The 15593-nt window shown below is 66.4% G+C and carries 11 protein-coding genes; 8 read left to right on the top strand and 3 right to left on the bottom strand.

Annotation, left to right across the window (positions count from 1 at the left end; all coding sequences use genetic code 11):
- A partial coding sequence (locus WBV89_RS06920) for a HEAT repeat domain-containing protein (RefSeq protein ID WP_423980599.1) occupies nt 1–393 on the bottom strand: 393 nt, incomplete at its 3' end.
- Nucleotides 394–397: 4 nt separating this feature from the next.
- Nucleotides 398–685 carry a hypothetical protein gene (locus WBV89_RS06915; RefSeq protein WP_423980598.1) on the bottom strand — a complete coding sequence of 96 codons (288 nt, stop codon included), beginning with the start codon at nt 683–685 and terminating at the stop codon, nt 398–400.
- A 25-nt stretch (nt 686–710) separates the two neighbouring features.
- Here WBV89_RS06915 and WBV89_RS06910 point away from each other — a divergent pair, with 25 nt between their 5' ends.
- The 3 genes from WBV89_RS06910 (at nt 711) to WBV89_RS06900 (ending at nt 7183) form a co-directional block, all read left to right on the top strand.
- Complete coding sequence (locus WBV89_RS06910; RefSeq protein WP_423980597.1) at nt 711–1916, top strand: S16 family serine protease; 1206 nt, start codon at nt 711–713, stop codon at nt 1914–1916.
- A 69-nt stretch (nt 1917–1985) separates the two neighbouring features.
- A complete protein-coding gene (locus WBV89_RS06905) occupies nt 1986–4121 on the top strand; it encodes a DivIVA domain-containing protein (RefSeq protein ID WP_423980596.1) in 2136 nt (711 codons plus the stop codon).
- Nucleotides 4122–4192: 71 nt separating this feature from the next.
- Nucleotides 4193–7183: a UPF0182 family protein gene (locus tag WBV89_RS06900; RefSeq protein ID WP_423980595.1), complete on the top strand. Its 2991-nt coding sequence runs from the start codon at nt 4193–4195 to the stop codon at nt 7181–7183.
- Between the two features lie 31 nt (nt 7184–7214).
- Here WBV89_RS06900 and WBV89_RS06895 read toward each other — a convergent pair whose 3' ends face one another.
- Entirely contained in the window at nt 7215–8117 is a 903-nt protein-coding gene (locus WBV89_RS06895; protein ID WP_423980594.1) for a hypothetical protein, read from the bottom strand.
- A 37-nt stretch (nt 8118–8154) separates the two neighbouring features.
- Here WBV89_RS06895 and WBV89_RS06890 point away from each other — a divergent pair, with 37 nt between their 5' ends.
- The 5 genes from WBV89_RS06890 to WBV89_RS06870 form a co-directional block, all read left to right on the top strand.
- Entirely contained in the window at nt 8155–9525 is a 1371-nt protein-coding gene (locus WBV89_RS06890; protein WP_423980593.1) for a TrpB-like pyridoxal phosphate-dependent enzyme, read from the top strand.
- 79 nt (nt 9526–9604) lie between these two features.
- Nucleotides 9605–10948 carry a lipopolysaccharide biosynthesis protein gene (locus WBV89_RS06885; protein WP_423980592.1) on the top strand — a complete coding sequence of 448 codons (1344 nt, stop codon included), beginning with the start codon at nt 9605–9607 and terminating at the stop codon, nt 10946–10948.
- On the top strand, nt 10945–11874 hold the full coding sequence (locus WBV89_RS06880; protein ID WP_423980591.1) for a hypothetical protein: 930 nt from the start codon (nt 10945–10947) through the stop codon (nt 11872–11874). The genes WBV89_RS06885 and WBV89_RS06880 overlap by 4 nt, the downstream gene beginning before the upstream one ends.
- Complete coding sequence (locus tag WBV89_RS06875; RefSeq protein WP_423980590.1) at nt 11874–13091, top strand: acyltransferase family protein; 1218 nt, start codon at nt 11874–11876, stop codon at nt 13089–13091. The genes WBV89_RS06880 and WBV89_RS06875 overlap by 1 nt, the downstream gene beginning before the upstream one ends.
- Nucleotides 13092–13094: 3 nt before the next feature.
- The coding region (locus WBV89_RS06870; protein WP_423980589.1) for an alpha-(1->3)-arabinofuranosyltransferase domain-containing protein at nt 13095–15593 on the top strand (2499 nt) is incomplete at its 3' end.

Here is a 15593-nt window from a genome sequence, read left to right as displayed (position 1 = left end):
GACGAGCGGTTCGTCAGACTCGGCGACGAGTTCCACGAGGCGGGCCACGATCTCGTCGCGGTCGGACTCGTGCTCGCCGCACGCCCACGCCGCGACCTCGATCACCCGCGGGTCGTCGTCGTGCAGTGCACCGAGCAGATCGACGTCGGGGTGGGTGGCCGCGAGTTCGGCGGCGCGTCGGCGGACATCGACGTCGGGGTCGGTCAGGCCGGTGTCGAGTTCGGAGTCGGCGAGGGATCCGAGCCGTTCGAGCGCACCGAGTGCGGTGCTGCGCACCGACGGATCGCGGTCGGCGAGCGCTGATCGAGCGTGATCGATGTCGCCGGTGTGGCCGGCGATTGCGACGGCGCGCCGACGATCGGCGAGGGTCGTGTCGGGACCGGGGATTGCCACGGCGTCAGGACTTGAGCAGATCGGTCATGGTGATCACGAGGAACGCCGACCCGAAGGCGATCACGATGGCGCTGACGATTCCGATGACCACGCCCAGACCGAGGCTTGCGACTCCGGAGAGCACCCGGCGGATCACGTTCGGTGGCTTGTAGAGGGGAACCGTCGACTCGGCGATCCCGATCGGCACGCGAGGTCGACGAAGTTTCGGTTCGGCGCGTGGTGTTCGGGGGGCGGCTCTGGCAGTCTTGCGCCAGCCCGCGAACACGAGGGCGACGATCGCCAGACCGGCCATCCAAGCAGCAGCAGTAGTGAGATCAGTGACCGACACGACATCGCCCATCGTACTCGTCGCGCCGCGTCAGCGGTGGTGGGCACGCACCCTCGCCATCATTTCGATCGTCGGACTCGGGGCGATCGGCGTGGCATCGCTCGTGCCGTCCGAGGTGATCGCGCGCACCGAGAACGCCCGACTCGACGAGCAGCAGCCCGCGCCGTACGCGCGGGTCCCCGCGTCGGCGGAGTCGGTCAACGAACGGGTGGTGTACGGCGACCTCCCCGATGACGTCGAGGTGTACGAGACCGATGGTGACTTCTTCTTCGTCACGATCAGCCAACCGCCCCAGTCGGTGTTGTCGTGGCTGGTCGGCAAGCCCGATCCGGTCGTCGACATGCTCACCGAGGAAGGTCGCAACGGCACGAGGACCGCGACACAGAACCGCCAGATCGCGCTGCAGCAGATGCGCACCGCCACGCAGGAGGCGCAGTACCTCGCCCTCACCGCGGCGGGCTACGACCCGACGCTCGAGTTGGGGGCCGTCGTCGTGCAGGACATCTTGTGTCGGGAGGAATCCGAGGACGGATTCGAATGTGCCGAGGAGTTCCCGGCGGCGGCCGTGCTCGAACCTGCCGACACGATCCTCGAGGTCGATGGAACTCCGATCGAGACGATCGAGGACCTGTCGAGCGAACTGGAAGGGGCCGAACCCGGCGACACCATCGAGATGAAGATCGATCGGGCCGGTTCCGACACGAGCGTCGTCGAGGTCGAGCTATCGAGCGACCCGACCGACCCCGATCGCACGATCATCGGTTTCGTCCCGTTCGACTCGCGCACCGTGGACCTCCCGTTCGACGTCTCGATCGACACCGCTGCCGTCGGAGGCCCGTCGGCCGGCGCCGCGTTCACGTTGGCGCTGATCGACGAACTGACCGAGGGGGACCTGACCGGCGGACGCGACATCGCCGTCACGGGGACGATCCGTCTCGACGGGACCATCGGACCGATCGGCGGGTTGGAACAGAAGGTGAACACCGTGCGCCAGCACGGGGTCGAGGTGTTCCTGATCCCCGCGGAGCAGTACGAACTCTCCGACCCGGACCCCGACCATCCCGACGACGGGGTGTGCCGGTGGGAGTGCCTCAACGATGCCGGCCACGGCGAGGTCGTCCTGATCCCCGTCGCGACGTTGGACGATGCGCTCGAGGTCCTCGAGACGCTCGGTGGCGATCCGATCGTGCTCTGACCGATCGGACTCGTGTCTGCAGTGACACCCTCCACCACCTGAGCGGGGATGCCGCGTAACGTTGCGTGAATGGCCATGTCGATTCCCCGACCAGATCCAGCGTCGCCGGCGCAGGTTGCCGACGCGACATTTCCGACGACCCGTCGTGGTTTCGATCAGGCCGAAGTTCGCGCCTTTTTGCACACCGTGTCGGCGGAACTCACCCGATTGACCCACCGCGAGGTCGTGCTCGAACGTGAACTCGAAGCGGCACGCGCGACACCCGACCTCTCGGCTGGGCAGTTCGACGACGAGACCCTCACGCGCATGCTCGGCGAGGAGACCGTCCGCATCCTCAACGCAGCACGCGAGAGCTCGCACGAGATCCGCGAGAAGGCCGAGCAGGCCGCTGCCCAGATGTTGATGGAGGCGAGCGACGAGTCGATCCGCCTGCGCGAGGAGGCCGAGATCGAGGCATCGCGTCGCCGCGCCGATGCGGCCAACGACGCCGAGGCCGAGATCTCGATGGCCAAGCAGCAGGGCCGCGAGATGGTGAACGAGGCGCGGGCGTACCGTGAACGGGTCCTGAGCGAACTCGCCCGTCGCCGTGAACTCGCGCGCGAGCAGATCGAACAGCTGGTCCACGGTCGCGATCGGCTGATGCAGGCGTTCGAGCGTGCACGTCTCGTCGCCGTCGACGTCGTCGCCGAGATGCAGCCGCTCGGCGAACCGGACGAGTACGTCAACCTGCAGCCGTCGACCGGCCCGGTCCCGGTGATGGTCGCACGCGAGGCGATGGCACCGAGTTCCGGCCGAGCCGACGAAGCTGCCGAGACGGCGACGCAGACGGAGGCCGCGACCGCTGATCCGGAGACGGCCGCCGAGCAGGCGGATGTCGATCAGGCGGATGTCGAGCAGCCCGCCACGGGCGACTCGACCGGTGCGATCTACGACCACGCGATCGACGACCTCGACGACGATGGGGCCGACGTCGACGGAACCGTGGTCGCTGGAACCGACGACGCCGATGTCGGTGCAGATGATGCCGACGACGGCGAGGATGGCGGCACGATGGCCGAAATCGTCGGCATCCACGCCCACTCGGTGGCGGCGGCGTCGGGCGATACCGCCGAGCTCGACGACACGTCCGCCACCGAATCGGACCCGGATTCGGACGCGCCCGCGACTCGGACCGACACCACCGACGTCGATCACGATGAAGATGCCGACGGCGTCGAGGTCGACGCCGCAATCGAGGATGACTCCGATCCCGGGTCCGATCTGGCGGGCGTGACCGCACCCGAGCGTGCGAACCGCCCCGACCCGGACGACGGCTCGGTCGACGATGTCGTCGTCGACCTCTTCGCCCGGATCCGGGCGACGGCCGACGATCAGCGCCCCGACGAAGCAGACCAAGCCGACTCCGACGACGTGATCTCAGCCGCTACTGACGCGGACGCACCGGACGCAGCTGCTGCGGTCATCGATGCCGACTCCGATGCCGACTCCGACGACGCCGCGCGCGGCCAGGACGAGAATCCGGACGAGGAGCGCGAGGTCACGCCGTTCGAGCAGCGCGATGCCGACCTCACGCCGTTGATCGTCGGAAGCGCGCGCAAGCTCAAGCGCGTGCTCGCCGATGAGCAGAACGAAGTCCTCGACGCGCTGCGTCGCAGCGACCCCGTTCGCAACCTCGATGCGTTGCTCCCGTGGGCGAACCACCACGCCGAGCGCTACTCGAGCGTGATCGCCGACGACCTGCTCGAGGCCGCCAACGCGGGTGCCACGCTGACGAGTGGCACCTCGTCGGGAAAGCTCCGCGCAGCAGCCGGCAAGCAGGCGGTCCAGCAGGCATCGGAGGCGATCGCTCGTGGGCTCGTCGCACCGTTGCGCGACCGCCTCGAGCGCTGCATCGCCGAAGGCGACGGTGACAATGCGGCGATCACGAAGAAGATCCGCTCGGTGTACCGCGAGTTCAAGACCCAACACATCGACGAGCAACTCGACGACGTGTTCCGAGCCGCGCACGGACGCGGCGTTCTCGCCTCGTTCGAGTTGGACACGCCGGTGCAGTGGACGCCCGATCCCAGCCACGATGTCTGCCCCGATTGCGATGACAATCGTCTCGAGGGAGCGGTCGCAGCGGGCCAGGCATTTCCCACCGGGCACCTGTGCACTCCCGCACATCCCGGTTGCCGCTGCATCTTGATGCCCGCGGACCGGTAATCTCGGCGCCAATGCGGCGACCTCAGGACCTCGGAGCCGATCGTCCACGGAGGCGCGTCAGCGGCCGCGGCGTGCTGATTGCATTCGGTGCGCTGCTGTTGTTCGTACTGATCTTCGGGCGGGCGATCGCACGCTTCTACATCGACTTTCTCTGGCACGACTCGCTCGGACGCAACGATGTGTTCTGGGGCGCGATCGGGGCGAAGGCGACGCTGTTCGTCGGGTTCTTCCTGATCTTCGCGGTGATGGCAGGGGTCAACCTGTACGTCGCCGACCGCACCGCTCCCGAGTCGTTCCCGGCCAACGTGCATCCCTACGTGGAACGATTCCACGACATCTTCGGTCGACGGCTGCGGATTCTGCGCTACGGGGTCGCGTTGGTGTTCGCCCTGCTCCTCGCCGCACCCGCGATCGGGCGCTGGCAGGAATGGTTGCTGTTCCGCAACTCGCAGAGTTTCGGGACGTCCGACGCTCAATTCGGACGTGACGTCGGCTTCTACGTCTTCGATCTGCCGTTCCTGAGCTTCCTGCTCGACTGGATGTTCGTCGCCGTCATCGTGGTGCTGCTGCTGACGATTGCCGCGCACATCCTCAATGGCGGTGTGGTGCTGGTCTCGCCCGTCCCATCGGTCAGTACGGCGACCAAGACCCATGTGGCGGTCCTGCTCGCCCTGCTCGCGTTCCTCAAGGCCGGCGATTACTGGCTCGATCGGTTTGAACTCACCAACGCTCAGACCGGCATCGTGCAGGGCGCGACCTACTCGGTCGTCCAGGCGCGGATCCCGGCGTTGATGTTGCTGATCCTCGTCGCTGTCTTCACCGCCGTGCTGTACCTCTCGGTGATTCGTACCGGATCGTTCCGGGCACCGATCATCGCATCGGCGCTCTGGCTCGTCGTGTCGATCGTCGGCGGAATCATCTACCCCGCGATCGTGCAGGGCCTCATCGTCAACCCCGACCAGGAGGCGAAGGAATCGGAGTACATCGAACGCAACGTCGACGCGACGCGACTCGCGTACGGGTTGTCCGAGGTGGAATCCCGCGAGGTCACGTTCGACACCCTGTCGGCATCCGATGTCGAGAGCGACATCGAAGCGTTGGACAACGTCCGTTTGTTGAACCCGGGGGCGATGCTCAGCCGGTTCATCTTCGACGAAGGCCGGGAAGCCGGTCTCACGATCGACGACCTCGACGTCGACCGGTACAACCTCGACAGCACCGCGCAGCCCGACTCCGAGCAGGTGCTCGTCGCGGCGCTCGAACTCGATCAGGCCGGGCTGGCGAACACGACGTGGCAGAGCCTGCGCTTGATCAACACGCACGGTTGTGGCCTCGTGGTCGCGCCGGCGAGTTCGGTCCAGGCGAACCGCCGCCCCGCCTACACGGTCCCCGATCTCGAACGACCCGAGTTGTACTTCAGCCCGAGCATCGACGGCTACGCGATCAGCAACAGCGAGTCGGTCGAGAACCCCTGCGCCGAGCCGATCGACTACGAGGGTGACCTCGGGGTGCGGATGAGTTCGTTCACCCGCCGGGCGTCGTTCGCCCTGGCCTTCCTCGAGTACAACATCCTCGCGTCGGGCGCGATCGAGAAGGACTCGCAGATGCTGTGGGTTCGCAACGTGAACGACCGGCTCGAGAAGCTCGCCCCGTTCCTGTCCTACGACGCCGATCCGTACCCGGTCGAGGTGGACGGTGGCGTCGCCTGGGTCGTCGATGCGTACACGACCACGAGCCGATACCCGTACTCCGAGAGCGTGGGCGACGTCCAGTTGTCGGACGAGTCGGGGTTGGCGCCCAGTGACAACTACGTGCGCAACAGCGTGAAGGCGGTCGTCGATGCGTACACGGGCGAGGTCTCGCTGTACGTCGTCGACGAGGCCGACCCGATCATTCGGGCGTGGCAGCAGGCGTTCCCCGACCTCTTCAGTTCGTTCGAGGAGATGCCCGACGAACTGCGCGAGCACCTCCGGTACCCCGAGGACCTCTTCCGCGTGCAGACCGACCGGTACTCGAAGTACCGGATCGCACCCGAGAAGTTCTTCCGTCGGGACGGAGCGTGGTCGGTCGCACAGGCCCCTGGGCAGTTCCCCGGCGTGAGCACGGCGACCGCGGCCGCGCCGACCGCCGAAACCGCCGCCTCGACCACGTTCGCCAGCGAGTCGAACACGCTGCGGTTCACGCCCTACTACACCTACTTCGACACGAATCCGGACGACGCGGAGACAACCGAGGAGTTCGTCATCTTCCGTCCCTTCGTCGAGTTCTCGACGGCCGATCAACGCACCCAACTCCAGGCCTACATGACCGCGTCGTCCGATCCCGAGAACTACGGCGATCTGATCAGCTACGTCGTGGTTCCCGAACCGGGTGAGTCGCTGCCCGACGGACCGCTGCGCGTCGCCTCGAGCGCCGAGACGACCGACGAGATCTCGTTCCGGATCTCGCGTGACAACACCGAAGGTGGCGGCACCAAGGTGCGCTTCGGTGACCTGCAGGCCGTGCCCGTCGCCGACGGACTCGTCTACATCCGCCCGTATTACGTGAGCGTGCCGACCGACAGCGCCCAGGTGCCGGAAGCGACCGAGTTCCGCGAAGTGATCGTCACCTACAACCAGACGTCCGTGCTCGCCCCGACGATCGGGCAGGCGCTGAGCGAACTCTTCCGGGGGTTCGATGCCGACATCGGCGACCGCACGGGAACGACCGCATCCGAGAACGCGACGGACTCCGACGCTCCCGACGATGAGGTCGTGGTGCTCGACGAGAACGCCGAGGATGTCCTCGTGCGGATCGATTCCGTCCTCGCCGAGGCCGACGCCGCGCTGGAGTCGGGTGATCTCGGTACGTATCAGGAGAGGGTCGACGAGGCGAATCAGCTGATCAACGACGCGGTCGACCGGTTCGGACTGGACACCAGTGTCGAGGGCGACAGCACCGCGACCGACACCGGCACCGACGGTGTCGACGGAACTGACGACGGCTCGTCGGGCGGCGAGAGCGACATCGAAGGTGACGGCCAGGGCGAGGGCGACGAACTGATCGTCGACGACGAAGCCTGATCCGCCGGACGTCGCCGCCGGTCGAACCCGGTCAGCGGGTTCCGGGTCGACGCATCCGCTCGGCCAGATCGGCCAGGTCGGCCTGGAACTGGATGGCGTAGCGAGCCTGCTCGTTTGCCAACCGTTCCTGACCGCCCGAGACACCGTCGAGGCGGGCGATCAGTTCGTCGATCGCCTCTCCGTCGACGGGTTGCGCACCCGACGCACGGTCGACGTCGTTGCTCAGTTCGGTCAACTGGTTCGTCAGTTCGAGGCTGACCTGATTGACGCGCGAATCGATGGCGCCGACGCGCTCGGCGAGCAACCCGAGCTGATTGCGGGTCTCGGTGTCGACGACGTTGCGTGCCTGACCAACGTCGGAATCGATGGTCGAACGCATCTCGGCGATCGCCGTATCGGTGCGCTCCGCCGAGTCGGTGGCGACCACGGCGATGTCGGCGATGTGCTCGCGCTGGCGGACGATCAACTCGGCGAGCTGGTCGAGCTGTTGCTGCAGCACGGCCAGGACGTCGTGGTCGGGTGCGGCGGTCGGCGGCGGAAGTGTCGCGCGCTGGATCGAGATCGTGTCGCTCAGATCGTCCACCCGCGCGGCCAACGAGCCGAGCCGGACGATCTCGGCACGTACGGATTCGATCTCGGTCGTGGTCGCGGCGCTGCCGAGCGCATCGTTGATGGCCGGGGCGATCGAGTCGGCGACCGACCCGACTCTCGTCTCGACATCGCCGACCTTCGACTCGACCGTCCCGACCTTGGATTCGACGGTTCCGACCTGACCGGTGAGTTGGCGGTGATCGGCCTCGACACGACCGAGATGTTCGGCCAGACGCTGCTTGGCAGCCTCGCTCTCGTCGAGTCGTGCACGGATCGTGCTCAGTTCCGACCGCAGGGCCTCGAGCTGTTCTCTGGTCTCGTCGCGTCGTTTGAAAAGTCCCATGATTGTGCCCCCAAACCTAGTCCACTACGTTCGCCGCATGGCTGGACACGACACCCCCAAGAAGATCCTCCTCGACGAGTCCGAGATCCCGACGCAGTGGTACAACATCGTCGCCGACCTCCCGACTCCACCGCCTCCGGCGCTGCATCCGGGCACCCACGAACCCGCCGGCCCGGAGGACTTCGCCCCGCTGTTCCCGATGGCGTTGATCGAGCAGGAGGTCACGACCGAGCGCTACGTCGACATTCCGGGAGAGGTGCTCGACGTCTACAAGATCTGGCGTCCGAGCCCGCTGTTCCGGGCGAAGCGCCTCGAGGAGATGCTCGACACCCCGGCGCGCATCTACTACAAGTACGAAGGCGTCAGCCCGGCCGGTTCGCACAAGCCGAACACGTCGGTGCCCCAGGCGTACTACAACCACAAAGAGGGCATCACGAAGCTGACGACCGAGACCGGTGCCGGGCAGTGGGGGAGCGCCCTGGCGTTCGCGACCGCGCAGTACGGGATGGAATGCGAGATCTGGCAGGTCGCTGCGTCGTACCGGCAGAAGCCGCATCGCAAGACGATGATGGAGATCTGGGGTGCGACGCTGCACTCGAGCCCGTCGGAACTCACCGAGTTCGGTCGCAGCCTGCTCGCCGAGAACCCCGATCACACCGGTTCGCTCGGGATCGCGATCTCCGAGGCCGTTGCGATGTGCGTCGAGGACCCCCAGGCGCGGTACGCGCTCGGTTCGGTCCTCAACCACGTGTTGATGCACCAGACGATCATCGGTGAAGAAGCCCTGCTGCAGCTCGCGAAGGTCGACGAGACACCCGATGTGCTCGTCGGGTGCACCGGCGGCGGATCGAACTTCGGTGGGCTCGCGTTCCCGTTCCTGCGCGAGAAGCTCGCCGGGAAGATGGACCCGGTCATCCGCTGCGTCGAGCCCGCCGCATGCCCGACCCTGACGAAGGGCGAGTACCGCTACGACTTCGGCGACACCGCCGGAATGACACCGCTGTTGAAGATGCACACGCTCGGCCACAGCTTCATCCCCGAGCCGATCCACGCCGGCGGCCTGCGCTATCACGGCATGGCGCCGCTGGTCTCACACGTTTACAACGAGGGTCTCGTCGAGGCGATCGCGATCCCGCAGCGGGAGTGCTTCGAGCAGGCGATCCGGTTCGCCCGAGCGGAAGGGATCGTTCCGGCGCCGGAGCCGACGCACGCGATCGCGGCTGCTGTCCGTGAGGCGCTCGCGTGCAAGGAGACCGGTGAGGAGAAGGTGATCCTCACCGCGCTCTGCGGGCACGGCCACCTCGACCTCGCCAGCTACGAGAAGTACCTCCACGGCGACATGGTCGACTATGAACTGCCCGACGAGGCGATCGCCGAGGCGATGAGGTCCGTCCCCGTCCTGACCTGAGGTCGATCTGCCGCACCAGGAGCGGTAGCCGATGTCGACGATTGATCGACACGGTCGAACGAAGCCTACGGTACTGGCCGTGGGCAAGGGCGGGGTCGACAACGCTCGGAACGGTGACGGCCCGACCGACGGCCCGCCGGACGCGTGCGCACCCCAGAGCCCGAGCCGCCTGTTCCGCGGGACCACGGCGATGCTCTTCTCGGTCGTCGCCATGGGGTTGGGAGGTCTGGCCTTCAACGCGTTCGCGGCGCGATACGTCTCGGTGGAGGAGTTGGGCGTCCAGGCTTCGCTCTTCTTTTGGATCACACTGATCAATCAGTTGACCTCGATGGGGCTCCCGGTGCTCGTCGCACGACTCGACCTTGCACCAACGCAGCGTGAGGCCTCCGGGATGCTCCTGTGGTCCTTCCTCGTGACCATCGGTTCCTCGATCATCGGGACGATCATCTTCGCCGTGGTGGCGGGGCCTCAGCTGCGCTCGGCAACCTACGACGCCCTCACGATCTGGGGACCGGCGGTGGGCGTGGGATTGATGGCGGCTGTCGTCGCCGGATTGTCGCTCGTGCTGCTCGTCGAGATCCGACTGGTCGCCCTCGGTCTCGGAAAGTTCGTGGTCCTGCGAGCCGTGGTCGTGAACGTCGTTCGTTGCATCATGGTGTTGGTTCCTGCACTGCGCGGTTCGCCACTCGCTCTGTTGATGCTCAACACGGGTGTCAATGCTGCGTCGGGTGTCCTGTGCGCCGTGTTGCTCGCCCGAGACGCCTGGCGCCGGGTGGGAGCTCGCCTCACGACTCACCTCTCGAACGTGATTCCGGAGGCGCGTTTCGCCGGTGTCAACTGGATCGGAACGATGGCCGTGCAAGGCCCGGTGGTGGGGTTCCCGGTGATGGCGAACCTCACCGCCGCCGAGAACGGAGCGTTCTACCTCGCGTGGCTGATCATGGCGGTTGTCTTCGTGGTGCCGGTGACGATGAGCCACGTGATCGTCATCGAGGGTTCCGCGAACGCGGCGAATCGCCGCACTGCACTGGTGCGCGGGTTGCTGTGGAGCCTGGCGCTCACGGGAACGATCGCGGCGGGAGCATTCGCACTGGCCGAACCGTCGACGAATCTGCTGTTCGGGGCGGGATACGACACGACGGTCGAAGTGCTTCCGATCCTGTTGGCAGCGGGATTGCCCTGGTCGGTGACGACGATGCTCCTGGCGCGCGCGCGAGTGGACGGCGACGGTCCGGCGACAGCCTTGATCACTGCGGGTTTTGGTATCTTCGCCGTGATGGCTGGGCTGTGGTTCACGCGTGAGGACCCCGTGTCCAGCGCCCGTGCGTGGTTCGGCGCCAACCTGGCCGCAGCCGTGGCTGCCGGGGTGTCGACCATCGTCCTCGATCGTTGGCGAGCCGCCCGCTCGATGTTGCTCCGATGAGAGTGCGTCGCGGTCGGAGGATCAGATCTGGGACAACCTCCTCCTCCTCCTCCTCCTCCTCCTCCTCCGACGCCGACCCTGGCGCGGACCACCCCCCGATCGGTGCCATCGAGACCGAGGCGGAGCCGCCTGATCTCGATGACGACCCCGAGTGCGACTCGCTGGGGGACATCGGACGAGAGGTCGAGCCCGGTCGGACCGACGGCCCCGCCGACGCCGATGGGGGGAGCGACGTCGATGGGTCCGACACGGGTGGCCGTGCCTCCGATGGCGCGTGGATCCAGCTCGCGGCCGGAATCCTCTTCGTCCTGGCGGTTGCCGGTTCGTTCTCCTACCTCATGCGCGACGAACTCGCGACGACCTCCGGTGGCGACCAGACGGCGTTCCAGGCGAGGGCGGCTGACTCCTTCGACCGAACGAATGACCTGGAAACTCTGGGAGCGAACGGGCAGGGGCAGGAGTGGCAACCCGTTCGGGGGACATGGGGAGTCGACGTCGGCAAGGCCATCCTCGTGGAGTCGGCCGACAACGACCCCAACGTGATCCTGCTCGTGAACGCCGCCGTCGGTTCCGTCGCTGCAGATGTCGGTGGAAGCGGGCAGTGCGGTGTGGTGGCGAGGTACACGTCCGAGGACGACTACATCGCGCTGCAGCGTGTCCCCGCGTTCGGGGTGTGGTCCCTCGAGCGGCGGTCCGGGGGAGAGACGGAACAACTTGCCACTCTGCTCGACGCCGACGGCTCGACCGTCCGGGTCGTGCTCGAGGTGGGGCAGCGAACCGCCACGATGCGGATCAACGCTCGAGAGGCATCGGTCGCGCTCGACATCGAGGAGGCACCACTCGGAGGCTCATTCGGGTTGATCTCCACTGGCGCGAACGCCGGGTCGTGCACCTGGGACGATGTGCAGATCGACACGAGTCGATGATGGGTTCGCACGTGGAGCTGAGCGACATCGTCGGTCAGCCCCACGGCGGACGGTTCGCCGCGCTGGAGGGCTACCGAGGATTAGCTGCCATGGGTGTGCTCATCTTCCACACCGCGGCGCGAACGGGCTTCGACCAACCCGACCGCTTCGGGAGTCGCGTCATCGACAATCTCGGTAACTTTTCGGTGTCGGTCTTCTTCTTGCTCTCCGGGTTCCTGCTCTACCGGCCGTTCTGTTCGGCTGCGATCGAACAATCCGCACTTCCGGCACGAGGCCGGTTCCTCATCAGGCGTTTCGTTCGGATCTACCCCGCGTACTGGGTTGTATTGATCGCGTGGGCACTGACTGCCACCAGCTCACAGACTGCCCCGTCGAATCCGCTTGCGATCTTTTTGCTCATCGACCCGTACGTGCCTCCCATTCCCGCGTTCAGCGGATTGGGAGTGGCATGGAGTTTGAGCATCGAGATCGGCTTCTACCTGTTCGTGCCCGTGGCCGGCACGGCGATGTTCTGGCTGTCGAAACGCATCGACCGTCGGAGGCGCAGGATGACGGCCCAACTCGTGCTGCTCGCGACGATGTACCTCACGGCGATGTTCGTCAGGTATGCCAGCTACACCTGGGGTTCTCCCATCTGGGCCTCGCGCTGGCTGCCCAGCTACCTGGACTGGTTCGCACTCGGGATGTTGTTGGCGCTCGCCGTTGCGTGGACCGACGGGATGGGGCGGATCCCGCAGGCGATGCAACGGTTCGCAGACAGCGTCGGTGTCTGTTTCGCGTGCGCGGCGGTGGCGTACCTCTCCATCGTCGCGTTCACCGGTGAGTCGCTCGGGCTCGAAGCGCGGCGTTCGACGGAGGGAGCGCTGGTCAGAGCGTTCTTCCAGGGGATGGCTGCATTCTTCGTGCTGCTGCCGGCAGTGGTGGGTCGCAACCGCGACCATCCGTTGTTCCGCGCTCTGCGCCGGCCCGTTCTCGCGAGCCTCGGCGTCATTTCCTACGGCGTGTATCTCTGGCACCAGACCGTCCTCGCTCAGATGGAGTCGTGGTGGTCGATCGGCATCGGGTTCTGGCCCTTCGTCACGTCCACGGTGGTGGCCGGTGTTCTCACCGTGGTGATCGCCACCTTGAGCTACCGCCTGATCGAGACGCCAGCGATGGAACTCGGACGAGGTGAGCAAGCCGCGACGACGCCACGATCCGTGCCGCTGGTGAGCTGACCCATGATCGATCGAGCGACGGCGTCCGAGGACCCCGCAGGACCCGCCGACCCTCAACCGGTCGACGCCCTCGGGACCGATGCGAACGATCCGGTGTGGCGGCGTCGTCTGTGGCCCGTCGGGGTCGTCTACTCCGTGTTGGCCACGGCGGCGACGATGGCGTCGTCGTGGGGACGGTACGTGTCCGACAACCGATACGAGCAGTACGCCAACCCTGCGCGACGAATCGCCCGATGGTTCGGCTCGTGGGACGGGACCAGAGGTCTCGGCGCTCCGCGCGAGGACCTCTGGCCAGCCACGACCCTGCCCGGGGCGGTTCTGCGGTCGCTCGGGGCGCCGACGTGGGTGGCCGAGCGGGGACTACATGTGGTCTGCCTCGTCACGGCCGCCCTCGGGGCCGTGGCACTGATGCGTTGGGTCCGACCCCGGATCGGAGTCGAGCACTTTCTCGCCGGACTTTTCTGCGCGTTCGGTCCGCACTCGGCCACGTTCCTCGTGCCGTCGAACCTGTACTTCCTGTTCGCGATCGGTCCGTGGCTCGCCGTGATCGCGTTGCGTGGAATCACATCGGCACGGCCATGGCGATGGGCGGCCATCTTCGCTCTGGTCGTCGGGGTCATCGGCAATCCCGATCTCCCGGGGCTGATGTTCCATGGTCTCATCGTCGGAGCCGCCGTTGCCTACCTCATCGTTGTCGAGCGCTCGGCGACGCTCCGACATTCCGTCGCCTGGTGTGGCGCCGCGGCGGCGTTGTCGATTGGCGTGAGTACGTGGATGCTGGTGAAGACCTCGACCGCTGCTGCGTCGTTCGGGTCGCGTCTGGCCGACACCGAACTCGCGACGACCTACGCGCAGACGTCCTCGTGGTCCGAGTCGATCCGTGGCCTCGGCAACTGGCTGTCCTATGTCTCGATCCAAGGCCAGTTGCTGGAACCCCAGGGCTCGGACTATTTCACCAACGGCCTGATCATCGCTGCCACATTCGCTCTACCGATCGTCGCCATGGGTGCGCTCGCATATCTCGATGAACGCCGGCGGTTGGTGTTCGCCATCTTCGTCGTGGTGTCTCTTGCGACCGTCGTCGGAGCGTTCTCCGGATCGAGTCCGACATCGATCGGTCGAGCGTTTCAGTGGGCCCTCGACAACGTCCAGGCCGTCACCGCGTTCCGCAACACCCACAAGAGCGCGAGCGGACTCACCGTCGGCATCTCGGCACTCGCGGCACTCGGGATCGTGGCGTTCATCACACGCCTCCATCGGTCGTCGCCCATCATTCGGGCTCTGCCGATCATCGGAACCGCGACGGTCGTGCTTGCCGTTTCGTTCCCGTTCTGGACGGGCTCGTTGTACCACCCGGCCAACGATTTCGACGAGGTCCCGGACTACTGGGACCAGGCTTTCGAGTTCCTCGACTCGCAGCCCGAAGGAGGTCGCACGACGTTCTTGCCGGCCGCGTCACGCGTGGAGTACCAGTGGGGTTCGGTCGGTGACGACATCGTCGACGCCTCGCTTGCTCGTCCGCATGCAATCGCAACGGGGGTCGCATTGTCGACGCCGGTCGGAGCCGACGCGCTGGAAACGTTCGTGGCGACCGCACAGTCCCGCCCCTACAGACCCGGGATATTGGGTGACCTGGCTCGACGCCTGGGCATCACCGAGATCGTCATTCGCAACGACCTGAAGTGGCGCACCACGGACCTCCCGCGACCTGCGAGCTACGCGTCGTTGCGTGAAGATCCGGACTTCGAACGAGTGGCCGGGTTCGGTTTGCCGGGGGAGAACGTCGGATCGGAACTTGATCGGACGCTGACCGATTCCGTCTCGATGGCCGAACGGGAGTTGCAGCCGGTGGAGGTGTTCAGGCTGCGCAGCCCGACGTCGATGCTCCACGTGACGCCGTCCGAATCGCCGCTCGTCGTCGACGGCGACACGGATACCTGGGTCACCCTCGCACGGTTGGGCGAACTCGATGACGCCGGGCCGATCGTGACCGCGGGTGCCACGTCGGACGAGGACCTCGCTCGGGCGGTGGCCGTCGCCGATGGTGTCGTGCTCAGCGACAGCGCTCGTCTCCGACTGCGCACGTTGCTGGGATTCGAACCTCAGTATTCGGCGTCGCTCGGACCGGACCAGCAGGTCGGCCGGCCCGTCCGATCCAACCATCCCGGGGTCGAGGGTGCGGACGCCGTGCTTTGGTACCCGGATGCGTCGGACATCTCATCGTCGGTGAATGCCACGGCCGTCCTATCGCCGAGCCACCGTGTGGGGTACGCGTTCGACGACGACCCCGGAACCGCGTGGACGTATCCCTCGATTCTCGGTGGGTTTCGACCCACCGCACGGGTCGAGCTTCGCGAGTCCACCGCGATCTCGGACATCCACATTGAGGCGTTCACCGATACCGAGGGGAAGAGCACGGTCCGTGCCGTCCTCGTTCGCCTCTCCGATGGCACCGAGTTCCCGGTTCTGTTCGATGAGGATGGCCTCGGAGCAGCCTCTGTC

It is taken from the genome of Ilumatobacter sp., assembly GCF_049588435.1.
Classification (GTDB): domain Bacteria; phylum Actinomycetota; class Acidimicrobiia; order Acidimicrobiales; family Ilumatobacteraceae; genus Ilumatobacter_A.
The sequence above is the reverse complement of the archived record's forward strand: the minus strand, read 5'-3'. Positions and strand labels throughout refer to the sequence as shown.

Excerpts from the sequence above, each read along its gene's own strand:
- WBV89_RS06905 (WP_423980596.1), top strand. The coding sequence starts at position 1,986 with ATGGCCATGTCGATTCCCCGACCAGATCCAGCGTCGCCGGCGCAGGTT.
- WBV89_RS06915 (WP_423980598.1), bottom strand. The coding sequence starts at position 685 with ATGGCCGGTCTGGCGATCGTCGCCCTCGTGTTCGCGGGCTGGCGCAAG.
- WBV89_RS06875 (WP_423980590.1), top strand. The coding sequence starts at position 11,874 with ATGGGTTCGCACGTGGAGCTGAGCGACATCGTCGGTCAGCCCCACGGC.
- WBV89_RS06890 (WP_423980593.1), top strand. The coding sequence starts at position 8,155 with ATGGCTGGACACGACACCCCCAAGAAGATCCTCCTCGACGAGTCCGAG.
- WBV89_RS06880 (WP_423980591.1), top strand. The coding sequence starts at position 10,945 with ATGAGAGTGCGTCGCGGTCGGAGGATCAGATCTGGGACAACCTCCTCC.
- WBV89_RS06895 (WP_423980594.1), bottom strand. The coding sequence starts at position 8,117 with ATGGGACTTTTCAAACGACGCGACGAGACCAGAGAACAGCTCGAGGCC.